This is a genomic window from Photobacterium sp. AWH4_225, from assembly GCF_056158405.1.
Genome location: NZ_JBSWTF010000004.1, coordinates 1,722,880 through 1,738,859 on the forward strand (window position 1 = coordinate 1,722,880; position 15,980 = coordinate 1,738,859).

A 15,980-nucleotide genomic window follows, 5' to 3' on the forward strand; every position below is an offset into this window, starting at 1 on the left:
TGCATTTATACTCTATGAGGATGAATTTTGCATGATACTTGTCAAAAAAATGACACATGGCTAACACTGCAGGTAAATGCTTTTCCCAAGTCGTTAAAGGGATCACTGATTCGCTATGGTTAGGGGTGAGTGCTCAAGAAAAAAGTTGATGAAAGTTCTGACTTTTAGTGGCTGTGATTTTCCTTTATACAACAGATGAATAGGCTTCGAAGATGGACGATAGTCTTGAAGACACTCACAGAGTAGCCCGAGCTCAAGCTCGTTTTCTAGCAGGATCTCGGGTTGCAAAATGATCCCTGCATGGAGTAAAGCTGCAGCCTTGAGAACGTCTCCGCTATTGCTACTTAGCCTTGATTGTTGGCGGCTGAAATACTGTGCTTCCTGAGGACGTTGCTGGGGCAGGATATCCCCGTAGTGAAACCCCAGACAGTGATGGTGACTCAGATCTGTGAGTATTTCAGGAGTGCCAAATCGCTCAAAGTAGGTAGTGGAAGCACAGAAAATTAGCTGGTAATCGCCAACCTTCCTCGCGACTAGGCTGGAGTCATCTAAGTCACCGATACGAAAGACTAAGTCATAACGGTCGTGTAGTGGGTCAATGCGGTTGTTGTCTAGGATCAGTTCAACATTGATATGAGGGTGCAGCTCAATAAATTGAGCGAGTAGCGGCGCAATAACGGTATTGCCGTAGGTGACAGGCGCATTGATCCTAATTGTACCCATTGGGGTGTTGGTTAAGGTCTGTAGGTTCTCTTCGGCCTCTTTGATATCACCTAGAATCCGTTGGCATTCATGGAAATATATTTCTCCGGCTTCTGTGAGTGATTGCCTGCGCGTAGTCCGGTTCAGTAGCTTGGTGCCTAGGCTTTGTTCTAACGCTTTGATGTGCTTGCCGACCATGGTAGAGGTGACATTAAAGTGAGCGGCCGCTTTGGCCAAGCTGCCACGCTCCACCACATCGACAAACACTTGCATGCTTTTCAGTTTATCCATATTACAAACTATAAGTTGATAAATAGCAGAATGGATCGTTATTTATCAAGTTCTGGATGTCAATTACATTAGTGCTCAGATTGAACAATAATGGGTTGATGAGATGTTTGAACAAGGGTTATTTATCACGGCAGCACTGCGTGTCAATGAGGGCGTCTCTATCGAGGAGGCAAAAGAAGTTATTGCACAGTTTTGCCAAGATATGAACAGTGAGCCAGGGTGTTCAATGGCAATTGCGATGCAGGACACAAAAGATCCACATCGCTTTATCTTCTGGGAGCGTTATGACGATCAGGCAGCCTTTGATGCCCATTTTCAAGCTAAGCATACCCAGGATTTCATCGCACTAGGCTATACCCAGCTAGAGCAAGCATTCGAAGCTAGTTTGATGGAAGTAGGAGCGGGACAATGAGTCAGATTAATCTAGAGGTGAACAAGGAAGTTAAGCAGTGGGGTATTCTCGGTACTAGCTTTATCTCTGGTGTCATGGCCGAAGCCATTCGCCAGGATGGCCAAAGCCAAATCTATGCGGTGGCAGGACGTAGTCCTGAACCTCGTGAGGCACTGGCAAAGCAGTATGATATTCCAGTACAACATGATAGCTATGATGCATTGATTGCCGATCCTGAGGTGGATATTGTTTATATTGCGCTTCCAAACCATCTTCATCACAAATATGTGATAAAGGCTGCCCAAGCAGGCAAGGCAATATTGTGCGAAAAGTCCCTGTCGGTCGATATGGAAAAAACAGATGCTGCATTTGCTGCAGTCGCAGAGCATCAGGTCTTTTTTGCTGAAGGGTTGATGTATCTGAACCACCCATTTACTGCCAAGATCCTTGAGGTAGTTAAGTCAGGGCAAATCGGTGAGCTTCGCTCGATCCAGGGCCAGTATACTGCGGCCATTTCGCAATTTGTGAATCCTGACAGTAAAGGGGCACTTTATAATCTGGGTTGTTATCCGGTGTCACTCCTGCACCTTATCATTGAGCAATGTTGTGGCAGTGAAGTTGTTGATAGCTACACTGTGTCTGCGATGGGGCGCCGTGGTCAAGACGGCAACATTTGCGAGGCACAAGCTAATTTCAAGTTTGGCAATAGTTTGATGGCACAATTGCATACTGCCGAAGACTACGGCTTGCATGCTGAGTTTACTGTTTTGGGCTCAACAGGAAGTTTACAGGTAACAAGTAACCCTTGGCTGCCTGATGCGAAAAACCAATTAACGGTTACCCAATACGAACAAACGCCTGAAGTGATTGATGTCGAGGCTGAAGGCGATGGCTTCTTATATCAGGTAAGGGCTGTACTCAAAGCTTTGGGCGGTAATGATGTTCAGCTGTCTCGACCTGCAGCGAGGCCAGAAGACTCAAGACAAATTATGAAACTGCTGACTGATTGGGAAGCTGCGGCAACTGCGTGATGTTTCTTAATGCCCAGATCGGTTTATCTAAAGATATATTTGTTCTGGGCATACAAACCCATACATTGTAACTATTCATTTCGACAGAAAACCATAACCGTCAATTATACACTGTTTATAATTTTGTCTGCTTATGTGGTTTGTTGTGCTTTCTTCCTCCCTTCATTTTGATTATTTGCGTCGTCTTCCTGTTTTAGCTAATACGGTTTACCCAACTAGCCGAGGTTTCAGAAAGATAAAGAAAAATGCGCGTTTTTGTCTTTGGGGCATAGTCAATGCCGATGCGGTAAAGGCGATGTCGGAAGTTTTTGCCCATCCGGAACTGAGGCCTGTTCTTCAGAAGAACCCTAGAATTTTCGAAAAGCCACTTAAGCCATACCTTTGTGTGAACTGGTCTCGAAAGGAAAGAATTGCCCGATTGCGTGAGCATTACCTGTTCATCAAAGACACCTTTGGTAACCAGGCACAAACGGTACTTTCTGTTAAAGGTGCCACAATCCTTGAGTTCTCCGATAACCAAGATGTGGGTTACAAAGTGCAACTTTGTCAGGGAATGAGCCGTGAGGGTTCACTTGGATTGTATTTAGTTGATGAGAATAGCCGCAATATCTATTCGCTGACCTGTCATATTGGAACCAGCGATAAGAAGATCCTTTATGTGGGGGCTTTGCAGGGGCCGAAAGAAGAGATTACTGATCGAAACCAGGTGATCAAAACCCTGACTCGCTCACTGCATGGCTTACGTACCAAAGCCTTGATGGCTGAATTGGTGTTGATTGTCGCCAATGTGCTGGGCATGGATGAGGTAAGAGGTATCTCCAATAAGGGGCACGTCTATCAAGCTTTGCGCTACATAGGCTCGAAGCGAAAAGCCGTCACCTTTGACTATGATGACTTGTGGCAAGAGTACGGGGCTACCAAAGAGAGCGCCTATTTCTACCAACTGCCGCTACAGCCGTTGCGCAAAGATACGTCCAGCCTGAAGAAAACCAAACGCCGTTTGTATACCAAGCGCTATCAATGGCTGGATGAAATTAGCCTCGAAGTCGCTGCTAACATGCAGGCAATGATGAAAACTGCAAATAACCGGTAATGCCTGTATTAAATACCCTTGTTCATCGACGCGATAAGAATTTTATCGTTTTTTGTCCGGCTGCGGTTGTGGCAGGTAAGGTAATTCATTAACGTGAGTGAACCACAAATAGCCAAATGGAGATGGCAATGGTACTACGGGTATATGGTGATATCCAATCGGGTAACTGCTACAAAGTAAAACTGCTACTTGAATTGCTGGGGATTGAGCACGAGTGGCAGCATATCGACATTCTCGCCGGGGAAACCAAGACTCCCGCCTTTTTGCAAGTTAACCCCAACGGCAAAATACCCACAGTACAAATAGAAGATGGCCGGTTTTTGGCAGAATCTAACGCCATATTGACCTATTTCGCTGAAGATACACCGCTGCTACCAGAAGATAAATACCAGAAAGCCAAGGTGATGGAGTGGCTGTTCTTTGAACAGTATAGCCACGAACCTTTTATTGCTGTCGCCCGGTTTATTGAGAAATACCTAGGGTTGCCAGAGGAGCGCAAGGCTGAATATGTTTCATTGCAAGAGGGTGGTAATAAAGCGCTCGGTGTAATGGAGAAGCAGCTTGCGACTTCGCCATACCTTGCCGGTGATGAGCTGAGTATCGCTGATATCGCATTGTATGCTTACACCCATGTCGCTCACGAAGGTGGCTTTTCACTGCAGCAATACCCGCATATCCAAGCATGGCTAGAAAAAGTTAGCGAACATCCGCGTTATGTCGGCATGTTGTCATAATCGGTAAGTAAAATGGCTCGCTGTTTAAGCTTTAGTGGATTAGATGTGGGGAAGCATGGAAGTCATTCTAGCAACAACGAATGAAGAAGTAGTTGAAATTGCACCGCTCATGCAGCAACTCCGGCCCAAGTATGAACTGGAGCAATTGATAGATCTAATGAGCCAACAACGTAAAAACGGCTATCAGCTGGTTTATGTTAGAGCTGACGATACCATTTTATGTGTAGCCGGATTTGTCACTGGTCATAAACTGGGTTGGGGCAATTATCTGTACGTTGATGATTTGGTTACTGATGAAGCTCAGCGCTCGACGGGAGCTGGGAAATACTTGATGGAGTGGTTCAAGGACTATGCCCATATCAACCAGATAGATCAGATCCACCTAGATTCAGGTGTTCATCGCTATGGTGCGCATAAGTTTTACTTGAAGGAAGACTTCGTGATTGCTAGCCATCATTTTGTTTGTCAGTGCTGAACAACAAATCAGCTCAAGGAACTGAGCTGATTTATCGTTCTTGATTGGCTAAATAGCATGGCGATAAAACATTAATGATGAGCACAGCAACAATCACTGGCATGTGTTATTTCATCAATCAGCAAGATAGAAGCAGAACGCTGATCTTCCGCAGAGATGTAATCGATAGACAAGACTTCAAGTAAATCTTTTAGCAGGAAGCTAAGATGAGAAACTGTCTTGTCCTCGTCTTTGTAAGGCTCTAGATCGATGATCAGTTTTTCGACATCATTTGCAATCGCATTTGAGGTGTCGTTTTTCCAGTGTGATTTCTTTATTTTATCAACAATGTTGAAAATGGATTCGCATTTGTTCATTGCTCGTTTGTCCTTGGCATTGCTGCTAATGGTATAAATAAAACTAAAGGTTTTACCTTTGTTAAGAAGGTGTTTTCTTATTGTTCTTGATGCTTCCTTTGACCTTAGGCCTAGTATGGATTTTACCAAGCAACTAGCACGGAAAACTAGTAGGTATGCCCACAATTTTCTTTAGGTTTAACCGCATTTTTTTGCCGAAAAAAAGCCATTCATTTGTATTAGATTATCTATCATTGAGTTAGCCGTGTTATGCCTTTCGAAGTAAGAGAAATTAGGTATTTCACCCTATATCCAATGAATGTAGAAATGAGTGTAAAAGGTTTGACATAAAACCATGTGAGAGAGTAATCTACCGCTAAATTGATTGTAATGAACTTAATAGCGTAAGGCGGGATGATGGACAATAAAGCGAAACAGCAGCTAGGGCAGATCATGGTCGAACAAGATAAGTTGCTGGCTATTTTGTCGAGTAATCCTAGTGCACTCGATGACTACCCTGAACTTCAACGCCACGTGTCTGATAAAAATAGTAATGCCATTGCTTATCGCCGAGCGCTTCGTAACAAGCAATTTTCCAAGGAACAGTATCGAGCAGCGGTATTGGCGCGGATTGATGACATTAGCTTTGAGATGTGTGCACAGCTCGATCTGGATTTTATTATCAATCGAGTCGCGAATAAGGTTGGTGATGATATAGAGGCTATCAGATGTCTTTCCATTCGGGACTTTGGTGTAGACACCTTGTCTAAGCTATTACATATGCTCGGTAATGCTGCATATGGTGTGCAGGAAACTAAAGTTTCTTATCCGTGGATGAGCCTCAAAGGGCAGGCAAACCCGACTTTTTGGAAGAAAGCTCATAAGGCGTTTGACTTGATGCAGGAAGGTTATTCTACCCACTGGAAGCTTAACTCGGTGTTTAAAGACAGGTTTGGCATTGCCGTTCCCCAGTCTTTTCCCCGTTTTGTGCGAGCTTATGGCAACCCTAGAGATATTTCTGAGTGGCGAGAGTGGGCTGACTATAAAGATGTGTGATAGCTAATTCGTCATTGCAAAGAGAAAAACGAGGTAGCCACTGGCTACCTCGTTTTTTATTGAAGCGTTTTATCGTTACAACTGATTTATATGTGCAAATTAGAAGTTAAAGTTCACGCCGACAGAGAACACGTTGTCTACTGACGCTTTGCCCACTCCCTTGATTTCGGCATCGCCCTTATAGGTGTACATCGCATATGGGTGGATGCTGTCAAAGCCGATGAATTTCGCCTTCAGTTCAACTTCGCTTTGATTGCCTTCCAATTTGCCTTTAAGTTTCTCGTTCTCGTCAACCATGTTGCCGTTAAACTCAGAATCGCCAAGCTTGTGGATGTAGTTCGCGGATAGATCCATCATATCGGCAACGATATAACCGACGGTTAAGTCCATGCGGTGAATGTTGTTGTCTTCTTTGATGCTAGCTATGTTAGATTTAACTTTCGCATCGGTCATCTCGTAGCGGTATCGGGCGGCGGTATAAAGGCCATTGTCAAACTGGTAACCTGTTTTCAAACCAAACTTCGCGGTATTACTCAGCCTCAAGTCTGCACGATGGTTGTCGCTTTCGAAGCTTGAACGGCTGCGAGAGCCCGAGGGCACGGTAAGTTCGAATTGTGGCTGGATATACCAAGAATCGGTTACATCGAAGTTGTAATCGATACGCATGTTGGACTCTTTATGGCGCTTCAGGTTGCCTTCTGTGACGATTTCAACACCACCACTGAAGCCCAAGCCAATGTCATGGTAGACAGAGAGCTTGCTCTCATCATCATTGCCGTGCTGAATGTTGTAACTGGTGTTTGCCATTGCAGTGGCAGAGAAAAGAGAGGAAACGACTGCGGCTAAAACTAACTTTTTCATTATTAAACCTATTTTGTATTAGAGAAATACAATCCATCGTCAGGTTTTGTTATCCGTTAACAGCTTGATGAATCAGGTAAAGCACCGTGTTCATCAGCGGGGACAGAATAGTGAAAAGTTTTTTCGAATGTAATTGAATGCTGTTTGAAATGATTAGATTTGAAATGATTGGAATAGTCGTTCAACTAACAGAAAAACGAGGCAAGTCGCCTCGGCCTTTGAGAGAGTGATTAGTATGCATAGCTTAGACTAAGGACATGCAGGCGTTGGTCGTCAACCTTTCCGGTGAAGCCATTATCATAGCTGACATCATGTTCTCCCAGGTCGCGATATTCATAAGCGAGACCAACACGGTGGCCATTTGAGCGTGTTTTCTCGGCACCCAGGCCCACTGCCCAGTTTTTGCCAACGGCAAGTTCAGGAGAAACCGCTGAGCTTTTTTGTAACGTCGAGTCGTAACGAACACCCGCTTGGTATTGCCAGCTGTTCTGGCTATAGCTAATGGCGGTACCTACACTGTAAACATCTTTAAGGTCGCCATCGCGGTCAAAGTCGGACCAGAACTCAACGCCAGTCATAGCTTTGACTGCCAGCTGATCATTGATTTGGTGGTGAAGGCCAATATCTATACGAGCTGGCCAGATCACATCATTGGCTACCACTGTTTTCATCCCTCCTGCTTTAACCTCTATTTTATCGCCACGGTGGTCAACACGGTGTTTGTAGTTAGCGGCAATATAAGTGCTATCGGTGATATCAAACATACCTGAAAGGATAAAGCTGGCAGCAGTCGAGTTAGCCTCACCTTCTATTTCGATATCAGCAATGGATGCATCTAGGGATGTCATTAGATGCTGTATGACAAGTGCACCGCCAAGGGATAAACGGTTATTGACTTGGTAGCCTGCTGCAAAGTGCACATTGACCGCTTCCTGCGACATGGCATCAAACAAGTTAAAGCCAGATAGACCGTTGGTATAATCCATACCAAGACCACCATCGGCGTGTAGCGAGGCTCCTAATACCCATTGATCATTGATCCGCTTGGCATAGGCAAGGCTTGGCGCGAGGGCCTTGTTTTCACCGGACGCATGGAGGTTTCCCCCCATCAAGCCATTACCATTATGGTCTGAGTAGGCGTCGATATATTGCAAACCAAAGGAAAAGCTGGAATCTTCGATAGCCGTTAAGCCTGCGGGGCTGGTGATTGCCGCACTGGCATCGTTTCGGTTGGTTGGGTTAGCGACGCCTGCAGATGAGGCACTATCAAAGGTGGCAACTTCATGGAGAAGAATACCGCCTGCCATTACGCTTGAAGAAAAGGCAGACGCTAAAAGTACAGCTAAAGTATGTTTTTTCATAATCAGGCTCGAAATAAACAAGAGCAATCAGGGAAGCTTTCGGCTAGCTAGTATTGAAAACGCTGCCTATCGGCAGCGCTTGAATGCATGTCTAGATTTGATAGTTGAACTCTATCCGGTGGTCGCCGTCTTTGAAGTCGGTGTATTCTGTCCAGTTGGCGAAATAACGCACGTTGAAGCGAGGGTTAAACTGGTATGAGGCTGCAAACTCATGGGCCAAGACATTTGAGTTACCTTCACCATACGCATTGTTTTTATAGCTATCTGAGCCCGATAGGGTGGTCATCCACATCGGGTTGTAGTTAAGCCAAATCTTATCGTTGATGGTGAACTTACCGTAGGTACCGACAACCGCAAAGGTACCCGGTACTGAGTAGCCGTTGGTTTCGGTGAATACGCTGTTGTTGCCAAATGCCGCTCCGGCACCCGCTAGCGGGAATAGCTGAACTGGACCAAGGGCCGGTAGCGCCTGAATAAAGCTGTAGGAAATGTTACCGGCTTCAGTATTGAAGTCGTAGGTAACATCAATTTGGTTACCGCGGCCATTGGTTAGGTCGACACCGAAGTTACGGAAACGGATGCTATCAATGCTGTCATTAGCATCGCTATCCCAGCCAAGGGTGTCGCCCAATGCACCTTTGAATTCGAGTACATTCATGCCAGCAGTGGTAGGGTTACCGGTGTCATAGGTTTGACCTAATTTAATGTTCAAACCTTTATCGGTATAGCCTGCGCCTACTTGGGTAAATACCGCCAGCGGATCAGACATATCTTGAATTTCGCCATCGGCATGTGCTGCAAAGCTGACTGCAGTTAGCACGGCTGCAGAAATAAGTAATTTATTCATAATATTATTCTAAAGAGGTACAACAATGAAGTGAGGTCAAAATACCATTAAGGTGAATGTTGCATTGCACTGTAAGTGCAGGTTGTTTAGTGGGTTTGTAATATTGTGTGTATTTATATAACTTTTAAATGCTTACCGGAAGTGAACCAAATTTAAGTTACTCTAAATTATCAAGGTTATTTTAAATAATATTACTTAATTAAAGGGTAATGTAATAAAAAGTTATTGTGCACTCACAGTGCAATCAAGGTTGTTTTTTTCAATTAAAATAAAAGGAGTGTTTTAAGTTTAGTGAAGGCTAAATATAGGTTGCATTTATTTTCCGGCCAATTTTTGAAAGTTCCAGCTGTGTTAGCTAACCAGTTTTTGTCAGGTAAAAGACATGATTGATTTGAATCTTGTGCGGGTGTTTGTTGCAGTATACCGCCATTCTTCCTATACCCTTGCTGCGCGCGAATTGAACTTGTCTCAACCTGCCGTTAGCCAGGCAATACGCCGGTTTGAAAGTAGCCTTGATACGCTTTTATTTGTCAATGAAGGTCGTCGCCCTTCGCCAACCCCCTATGCCACTCGGTTAATTAGGCATCTTGGCCTAGCCGTTGACTCTATTGATGGTGTACTGGCACAAAAACGTGATGTTTGCGCTTATGTCAACGAAGCCTATTTTCATTTATTCAGTGATATTGAATTTTTGATCATGCGCCAGCAACCTCGGGTACAAAAGCAAATGTTTGAGGATCTGCAAGCGAACAAAATAGAGTTATTACTAGATACTGTTGCTCACCTTGATAGTAACTTTATTGTTGAAGAGTTAATTAAACAGCCTATGGTGGTGGTGTGCCGTCAAGATCACCCTAGAGTGTGCGAGAACACATTGACCAAAGAACTCTTCTATAATGAGGAGCATGTTGTCTTGCAGCTTTGTGCTGATAAGCGACAAATTTTGGAGTCTTACGTCAAGGAACCAGTATCTACTTTCAAAGATAAGCTCGAAGTGAGCAGTGTTGCCAGCCTCTTGATGAGTGTTTCACGAAGTGATTGCTTGGGTATTGTGAATGATGCCGTTGCCAATGAGTGGGCTGACATACTCCGCTTGCAAGTCTTGCCTTTGCCTATTGCTGCTGAGCCTGTTCCATTGCATATAGTTTATCACCGACGGTATGCTTCAGACCCACACCATCAATCGATAAGGGCCGAAATCCGCCATCGTATCTGTCTTTAATTCAATTGCATATTCTCTTCTTATAGAAGATATAAGCGGTAAGTGATATTTAGTCTTTGCGATTTTCATTAGACTCATCCCGTAATTTTGAGAGTGTTATTTTCCAATATGGAGTCTCTGATGGATGCTTTCTGTCGTTTAAAAAACAAGTACAGTATTGATGATGAGTTAGCCCTGCAACTTCTTAATCGAGGGAAACTCAAATTTATTCAGAAAGGGAGCTTCCTGTACTACCAAGATCAGATATCTGACTTTATCGCAATTCCCTTGAGCGGTGTCTTTGGCATATTTCCAACGAACAAAGAAAGTCATTGTTTATTCTATAACCTGATCACTCCAGGGATTATCCTCAATGAAGTTCAATATTTGTTGGGTGGTGGCAGCCATACCGATGTCAAAGCAGTAACGGATTCTACGGTTGTTGTTGTGCCGTTCCATGTTGTAAACGAACTAGTGGAAAGCAACGCCAACTTTTCCAAAATGATCAATATTTCATTGGCTAAAAAGCAGCGGTTTTCACATACCCTATTTCACCTCAGGGGTGAGAAGAATGCTCAGTATAAAGTAGAGCAAGCTTTGCTGGCGATCAGCGAGGTAACAGATGATGGTATCATCCCAATAAACATTGTTGCCCTGGCTTCTTTGTTGACCATGTCCAGGAATACTGTGGGCAAAGAAATCAAAGGGCTGATTAGCAAAGGGTCACTGCATAAAGAAGGAATGGGTTACCGTCTTTCCCAAGAGATCCTGCAGGTTGCTTGAAGTGCAGGCTGTTTACTCTTTCATATCCTCGACAATATTCAACAAACTATATTCAACGAACTATATTCAACGAACTATATTCAACAATCTATCAGTCATAGCTTGCTACACTGAGGCCTATACTCCCAGTGAGACAAGGAATTCAGATGAAAAGCAAAAAGTTTGCCACTCAAGTCATCCACAGTGGTGAGCAACTCGTCCAGCAAACCAATCCAATCTTTCCGGCCATAACGACCGCCAGTACGTTTGTTCAGCCAAACATTGGTGAGTTCGGCGACTTTAACTATTCCCGCTGCGATAACCCAACACGGAGTGCCTATGAAAGTGCTTTGGCCGAGCTAGAAGGCGGCGTTTACGCCACGGCAACGGCATCGGGGATGGCGGCGACTGCATTGGCTCTAGAGCTTTTCCCAGCGGATTCCCATGCGATAGTGATGTCGAGCGTCTACGGCGGTACCCATCGTTTGTTCGAGACGCTACGCAGCCGTACTTCAGGCATGTCGTTCAGCTATGTCGATCTTAATGACTTGGCTGCGGTTGAAGCCTGTATCCAGTCAAATACCCAATTTATCTGGATTGAAACCCCAACCAACCCATTGCTTGAACTGGTGGATATCGAAGCGGTTTGCCAATTGGCCAAGCAGCGTGAGCTAATTTCAATTGTCGACAATACCTTCTCTACCGCGTGGAACCAACAGCCACTCACGCTAGGGGCCGATATCGTGATGCTCTCTACCAGCAAATATATTGGCGGGCACTCGGATCTGATTGGCGGTGCGCTGATCACAGCTGATGACAACCTGGCACAGCAATTGGATCGCTGCAAAACCACGGTTGGGGCGATTGCCTCACCGTTTGATTCCTACTTGGCTCTGCGTGGATTGAAAACCTTGGATATCCGGATGGAAAGGCAATGCAGCAATGCCCTTAAAATCGCGCAATGGCTGGAGCAACAGCCAGCGATTGAGCAGGTTTATTACCCTGGCCTTGAAACTCACCCTCAGCACGCGTTATGCCAAAAGCAGATGCGCACCGGCGGTGCGGTGGTATCAGTCCGGTTGAAAGGCGATGAAGATACTGTGAAACAGTTTGTCGGTAAGCTGAAGTACTTCATGTTGGCGGAGTCATTAGGCGGGGTAGAGAGCATGATCAACCATGCCGCTACGATGTCCCATGCTGGTGTACCTGAAGTCGAACGCGAAAAAATGGGGATTTACTATCAGACCCTCCGCTTGTCAGTCGGCATAGAGCATGCTGATGATTTGATTGCAGATCTCGAGCAGGCGTTGAACAAATAGCCTCGATTATTGCCTTGTAGCGAAACTCAAAAAAATACCCTTCCTCCATATGACCGGAAGGGTATTCTTCTCTAGCCTCTAACTCTATCTCAACATACTACTGTGAATTTCCCGTCCTTTCGGCGTCAGGGCATAGACTCGGCCTTCGCTCTTTTTCACTAACCCGCTGTTGACCAAGTGGCGAAGATGGAAGTTGAACTTGGTATGGTCTTCGATACCAACCAAACGGCACAAATCCATGAACTTTAGCTGCTGATGCAGGCTAAGTTGCTGCATAACCGCGCGGCGGATCGGGTTGGCTAGCGCTGAAAATACTTGATCGTTGGTACGCTCTTCGATAGGCGATTTGGGTGAACGCTGGGCATGAACCCGCTTGAGAGTGACTGACAGGGCTGCAAGGTTAAAGGGTTTGGTCAGGAACTCATCAGCCCCTTTTTTCATGGCATCCACGGCGACATCGACGGTGGCAAAAGCGGTGGTAATGATAATACCGATATGGGGCTGCTGGCGGCGAATCGTCGTCATGGCTTCGATACCGGTTAAACCACTCATCACCACGTCAAACAAGGCCAGGTCAAATTGTTGTTCGTTGGCAAGCTCCAATGCACGCTCAGCATTTTCGCAAGCCCTGACATCGAAGCCTTCGAGGGTTAATGCCTCTACCAACACTTCACGTAGATCGTCATCATCTTCGGCCAGTAGTAGTGATAGGTTCACAATTGCTCCTTAGGTAGCTCTATTTCAACACATAGGCCATTGCCGGTATTTTTCAATGATAATTGACCCTGGTGCTGGTTGGTGATTTGTTTGCAGATGGAAAGCCCCAAGCCGGTACCTTTGCCAGCAGGCTTGGTGGTGTAAAAAGGTTTGGTCGCGGCGGCAAGGGTATCGTCATTCATTCCGGGCCCGTTGTCCGTTACCCGGATCAACACTTGGTCGCCTAACTGGTTGGCGTTGATGGTGATAATGCCATCCTCGCCACAGGCATCAATGGCGTTGTTTAGCAGGTTGATGAACAGCTCTTGCAGCTGGGTGTTATCCCCATCCAGGGTGAGTTTATCAGGCACGCTCATGACCACAGAAAAGTGCGACAATCGATGAGACATCATATCTAGCGTGTCATTAACCAAGTCAGCCAGGTGAATACTGCTGTAACTCGGGGTTCGCTGGTGGGCGTAGTTGAGCACTTCGTGGCTGATATTGGCGGCTTTCTCCATGCCAGTGCGGATCCGGTTGAGCTGGCGGTGAGCATTTTCATTGTCTTCTGGCAATTGGCGTTCTAGCAAATCACAGCTGACAATGGCGCTACTGAGCGGCGTTTTTATCTCATGGGCGATGGCAGAGGTGAGTTCGCCGAGCTCTTTGAATTTATCATGTTGCAGTGATTGCTGGAGTTGGGCTTTGATCTGGCGGTGGCGCTCTAAATCGAAAACCACCAATGCCCGCCATAGGGTGACTGAAATAGCGACTGCGCACAGGGTACGCACCATAGGTACCCAGATCCCGTAAGAAGTTAATAGCAAACCTGCAGCGACACCATAGGCAATAACGGCAAAGCCGGTAAGTTGAAACCATAAGCCGGAATCAGTTTGGTTTTTATTAAGTTGTTGACCATAAATAAATAAACAGTATCCCGATAATAAACCGGCACCAAACCCGAAAATCCACCTGATTTGATTAGCACTGTTAAATAAGAAGGTATTGGTCGGTTGTGAATAGTAGCTGTGAATTGAAAACAAAGAAAATATAACAAGAATGCTAATAATGACTCTCTTTGCATATTGTCGATATTGCCATTGGATTACATTTAGCATTTGCCAAGCAAATGCGCCTAGTGCGAGGAATGAAACCCAAAGCTTGATAACTTTAAATACTTCTAAATGGATGACTTTACTCAATGCATTTTCATTGAGGATGAGATAAAGCTCGGACCATTCGTGCAGGCCGTGGATAAATCCGAACACTGCCAAGGTGGGGAGAGCGGTTGCTATGTGTAAACGGCTTAGCTTTAAGTTTCTGAATGTTATGGAAAAGCCAATGGCGAAAAAAGCCAGGCCATAGATAAGGTAGATGATAAAAACTGATAAATTTTCCATCCGGTAATCTTAATCGAGATAGAGTTATCTAGCAATGGCGCAAAATTAAGACGGTAAATTAGGTCACAAAAAAGCATTATCTCTAGGTTGTGAATTTTTCTTCACAGAATATTATGGCGATGATAATTCTTTTTTCTTTTTGGCTTTATGAAAGCAAAAGTAATAAAAGTGAAATATTCCAAATCTAATCTCCACCTCACAAGTTTGATGACCACAATCGTTAGAAAGTTGCGCCAGTAGGACTTTGAATGAACACCTTAGTTTTTATTTTGCCAATTTTTTAAAAGATGCTGTAAACAAAACTTGTTGAATGAACGACCTAACTCATTCGTAACCTCACAATATAATCGGAGATAAGATTGTGAAACTAATCAAAACCGCTTTGGTTTCTTCTGCACTGATGGCTGCATCATTTGGTGCTGCTGCAAATGTATCAATTAATGGTGCAGGTGCAACGTTCCCACACCCAATCTATGCAAAGTGGGCAGAGGAGTATCGTGCGGAAACCGGCGTGCAGATTAACTACCAGGCTATCGGTTCAGGCGGTGGTATTCGTCAGATCACAGCTAAAACTGTTGATTTCGGTGCAACCGATGCGCCTCTTACCATCGATCAACTGAATGATGAAGCCATGCTGCAGTTCCCTATGGTAATGGGCGCAATTGTGCCAGTTATCAATGTACCAGGCATCGAAGCGGGTGAACTCAAACTGACTGGTGAAGTACTGGCAGATATCTACATGGGTAAGATCAAGCAGTGGAATGACGAACGTATTGCTGAGTTGAACGAAGGTGTAAAACTACCTAGCCAAGCCATCTACGTCGTTCACCGCTCAGACGGTTCTGGTACAACCTTCAACTTCACCGATTACTTATCTCTGGTCAGCAAAGAGTGGGCTGAGAACATCGGTGCAAACTCTGACATTACTTGGCCGCGTGAAGCAACCACTATCGGTGGTAATGGTAACGCAGGCGTTGCTAACTTCGTTGGTCGTACCCGCGGCGCAATTGGCTATGTTGAGTACGCGTTCGCCAAGCAGAACAACATGACTCACACCCAGATGGCCAGTGCGGAAGGCAACTTCATCCAACCAACCATGGATACTTTCCAGGCTGCAGCTGCCAATGCTGACTGGGAAAACGCTCCAGGTTTCCGCCTGCTTCTAAATAACCAGCCTGGCGCTGAATCTTGGCCGATGACAGCGGCAACTTTCATCCTGATGCATAAAGATCAGGTCGATGCTGAGAAAGCACAAGCCATTGTTGACTTCTTCCAGTGGAGCTACGAGAACGGTAGCGAAATGGCTGAAGAATTGGATTACATCCCAATGCCTGAATCTGTAGTGGAAATGGTAAACAGCGAATGGTCGCAAGGCTTTACGTCTAACGGTGCTTCTTTCATCAAGTAATTATCTTCCACTTATTT

General features: G+C 45.1%; 17 protein-coding genes. 10 read left to right on the forward strand and 7 right to left on the reverse strand.

The features are described 5' to 3' along the window. Window positions 1-102: 102 nt before the first annotated feature. Entirely contained in the window at window positions 103-993 is an 891-nt protein-coding gene (locus ACXAD4_RS24880; RefSeq protein WP_475244710.1) for a LysR substrate-binding domain-containing protein, read from the reverse strand. A gap of 103 nt (window positions 994-1,096) precedes the next feature. Here ACXAD4_RS24880 and ACXAD4_RS24885 point away from each other — a divergent pair, with 103 nt between their 5' ends. The 5 genes from ACXAD4_RS24885 to ACXAD4_RS24905 all read left to right on the forward strand — a co-directional run bounded on the left by ACXAD4_RS24885 (window position 1,097) and on the right by ACXAD4_RS24905 (window position 4,717). Next, a complete protein-coding gene (locus tag ACXAD4_RS24885; RefSeq protein ID WP_475244711.1) occupies window positions 1,097-1,405 on the forward strand; it encodes a putative quinol monooxygenase in 309 nt (102 codons plus the stop codon). Further along, window positions 1,402-2,415, forward strand: a complete 1,014-nt coding sequence (locus ACXAD4_RS24890) for a Gfo/Idh/MocA family protein (RefSeq protein ID WP_475244712.1) — start codon at window positions 1,402-1,404, stop codon at window positions 2,413-2,415. Before ACXAD4_RS24885 ends, ACXAD4_RS24890 begins: the two co-directional genes overlap by 4 nt. A gap of 133 nt (window positions 2,416-2,548) precedes the next feature. Beyond that, window positions 2,549-3,508, forward strand: coding sequence for a VirK/YbjX family protein (locus ACXAD4_RS24895; protein WP_475244713.1), 960 nt, complete (start codon window positions 2,549-2,551; stop codon window positions 3,506-3,508). A gap of 128 nt (window positions 3,509-3,636) precedes the next feature. Then, a complete protein-coding gene (locus ACXAD4_RS24900) occupies window positions 3,637-4,242 on the forward strand; it encodes a glutathione S-transferase family protein (RefSeq protein WP_475244714.1) in 606 nt (201 codons plus the stop codon). A 55-nt stretch (window positions 4,243-4,297) separates the two neighbouring features. Then, a complete protein-coding gene (locus tag ACXAD4_RS24905; RefSeq protein ID WP_475244715.1) occupies window positions 4,298-4,717 on the forward strand; it encodes a GNAT family N-acetyltransferase in 420 nt (139 codons plus the stop codon). Between the two features lie 71 nt (window positions 4,718-4,788). Here ACXAD4_RS24905 and ACXAD4_RS24910 read toward each other — a convergent pair whose 3' ends face one another. Then, on the reverse strand, window positions 4,789-5,073 hold the full coding sequence (locus ACXAD4_RS24910) for a hypothetical protein (RefSeq protein WP_475244716.1): 285 nt from the start codon (window positions 5,071-5,073) through the stop codon (window positions 4,789-4,791). A 396-nt stretch (window positions 5,074-5,469) separates the two neighbouring features. Here ACXAD4_RS24910 and ACXAD4_RS24915 point away from each other — a divergent pair, with 396 nt between their 5' ends. Continuing rightward, the gene (locus ACXAD4_RS24915) at window positions 5,470-6,108 is read left to right on the forward strand and encodes a hypothetical protein (protein ID WP_475244717.1); all 639 of its coding nucleotides are present in this window, start codon (window positions 5,470-5,472) and stop codon (window positions 6,106-6,108) included. A 99-nt stretch (window positions 6,109-6,207) separates the two neighbouring features. On the opposite strand, the gene ACXAD4_RS24920 is transcribed toward ACXAD4_RS24915, so the two are convergent. The 3 genes from ACXAD4_RS24920 to ACXAD4_RS24930 form a co-directional block, all read right to left on the reverse strand. Next, complete coding sequence (locus ACXAD4_RS24920) at window positions 6,208-6,969, reverse strand: oligogalacturonate-specific porin KdgM family protein (protein WP_475244718.1); 762 nt, start codon at window positions 6,967-6,969, stop codon at window positions 6,208-6,210. A gap of 230 nt (window positions 6,970-7,199) precedes the next feature. Then, window positions 7,200-8,330 carry an OmpP1/FadL family transporter gene (locus tag ACXAD4_RS24925; protein ID WP_475244719.1) on the reverse strand — a complete coding sequence of 377 codons (1,131 nt, stop codon included), beginning with the start codon at window positions 8,328-8,330 and terminating at the stop codon, window positions 7,200-7,202. 91 nt (window positions 8,331-8,421) lie between these two features. Further along, complete coding sequence (locus tag ACXAD4_RS24930) at window positions 8,422-9,177, reverse strand: hypothetical protein (protein WP_475244720.1); 756 nt, start codon at window positions 9,175-9,177, stop codon at window positions 8,422-8,424. Window positions 9,178-9,559: 382 nt separating this feature from the next. On the opposite strand from ACXAD4_RS24930, the gene ACXAD4_RS24935 reads away from it, so the two are divergent. From ACXAD4_RS24935 to ACXAD4_RS24945, 3 genes are all read left to right on the forward strand, one after another. Further along, entirely contained in the window at window positions 9,560-10,399 is an 840-nt protein-coding gene (locus tag ACXAD4_RS24935; protein WP_475244721.1) for a LysR family transcriptional regulator, read from the forward strand. A 120-nt stretch (window positions 10,400-10,519) separates the two neighbouring features. Next, a complete protein-coding gene (locus ACXAD4_RS24940; protein ID WP_475244722.1) occupies window positions 10,520-11,161 on the forward strand; it encodes a Crp/Fnr family transcriptional regulator in 642 nt (213 codons plus the stop codon). Window positions 11,162-11,307: 146 nt separating this feature from the next. Continuing rightward, complete coding sequence (locus ACXAD4_RS24945; protein ID WP_475244723.1) at window positions 11,308-12,459, forward strand: trans-sulfuration enzyme family protein; 1,152 nt, start codon at window positions 11,308-11,310, stop codon at window positions 12,457-12,459. A gap of 84 nt (window positions 12,460-12,543) precedes the next feature. Here the strand turns inward: ACXAD4_RS24945 and ACXAD4_RS24950 are convergent, their stop codons facing one another. Continuing rightward, window positions 12,544-13,176: a response regulator gene (locus ACXAD4_RS24950; RefSeq protein WP_475244724.1), complete on the reverse strand. Its 633-nt coding sequence runs from the start codon at window positions 13,174-13,176 to the stop codon at window positions 12,544-12,546. Continuing rightward, a complete protein-coding gene (locus ACXAD4_RS24955; RefSeq protein WP_475244725.1) occupies window positions 13,173-14,555 on the reverse strand; it encodes a sensor histidine kinase in 1,383 nt (460 codons plus the stop codon). The genes ACXAD4_RS24950 and ACXAD4_RS24955 overlap by 4 nt, the downstream gene beginning before the upstream one ends. A 361-nt stretch (window positions 14,556-14,916) precedes the next feature. Here ACXAD4_RS24955 and pstS point away from each other — a divergent pair, with 361 nt between their 5' ends. After that, window positions 14,917-15,963 (forward strand): phosphate ABC transporter substrate-binding protein PstS, encoded by a 1,047-nt coding sequence (gene pstS, locus ACXAD4_RS24960; RefSeq protein ID WP_475244726.1) that lies wholly within the window; start codon window positions 14,917-14,919, stop codon window positions 15,961-15,963. Window positions 15,964-15,980: the final 17 nt, after the last annotated feature.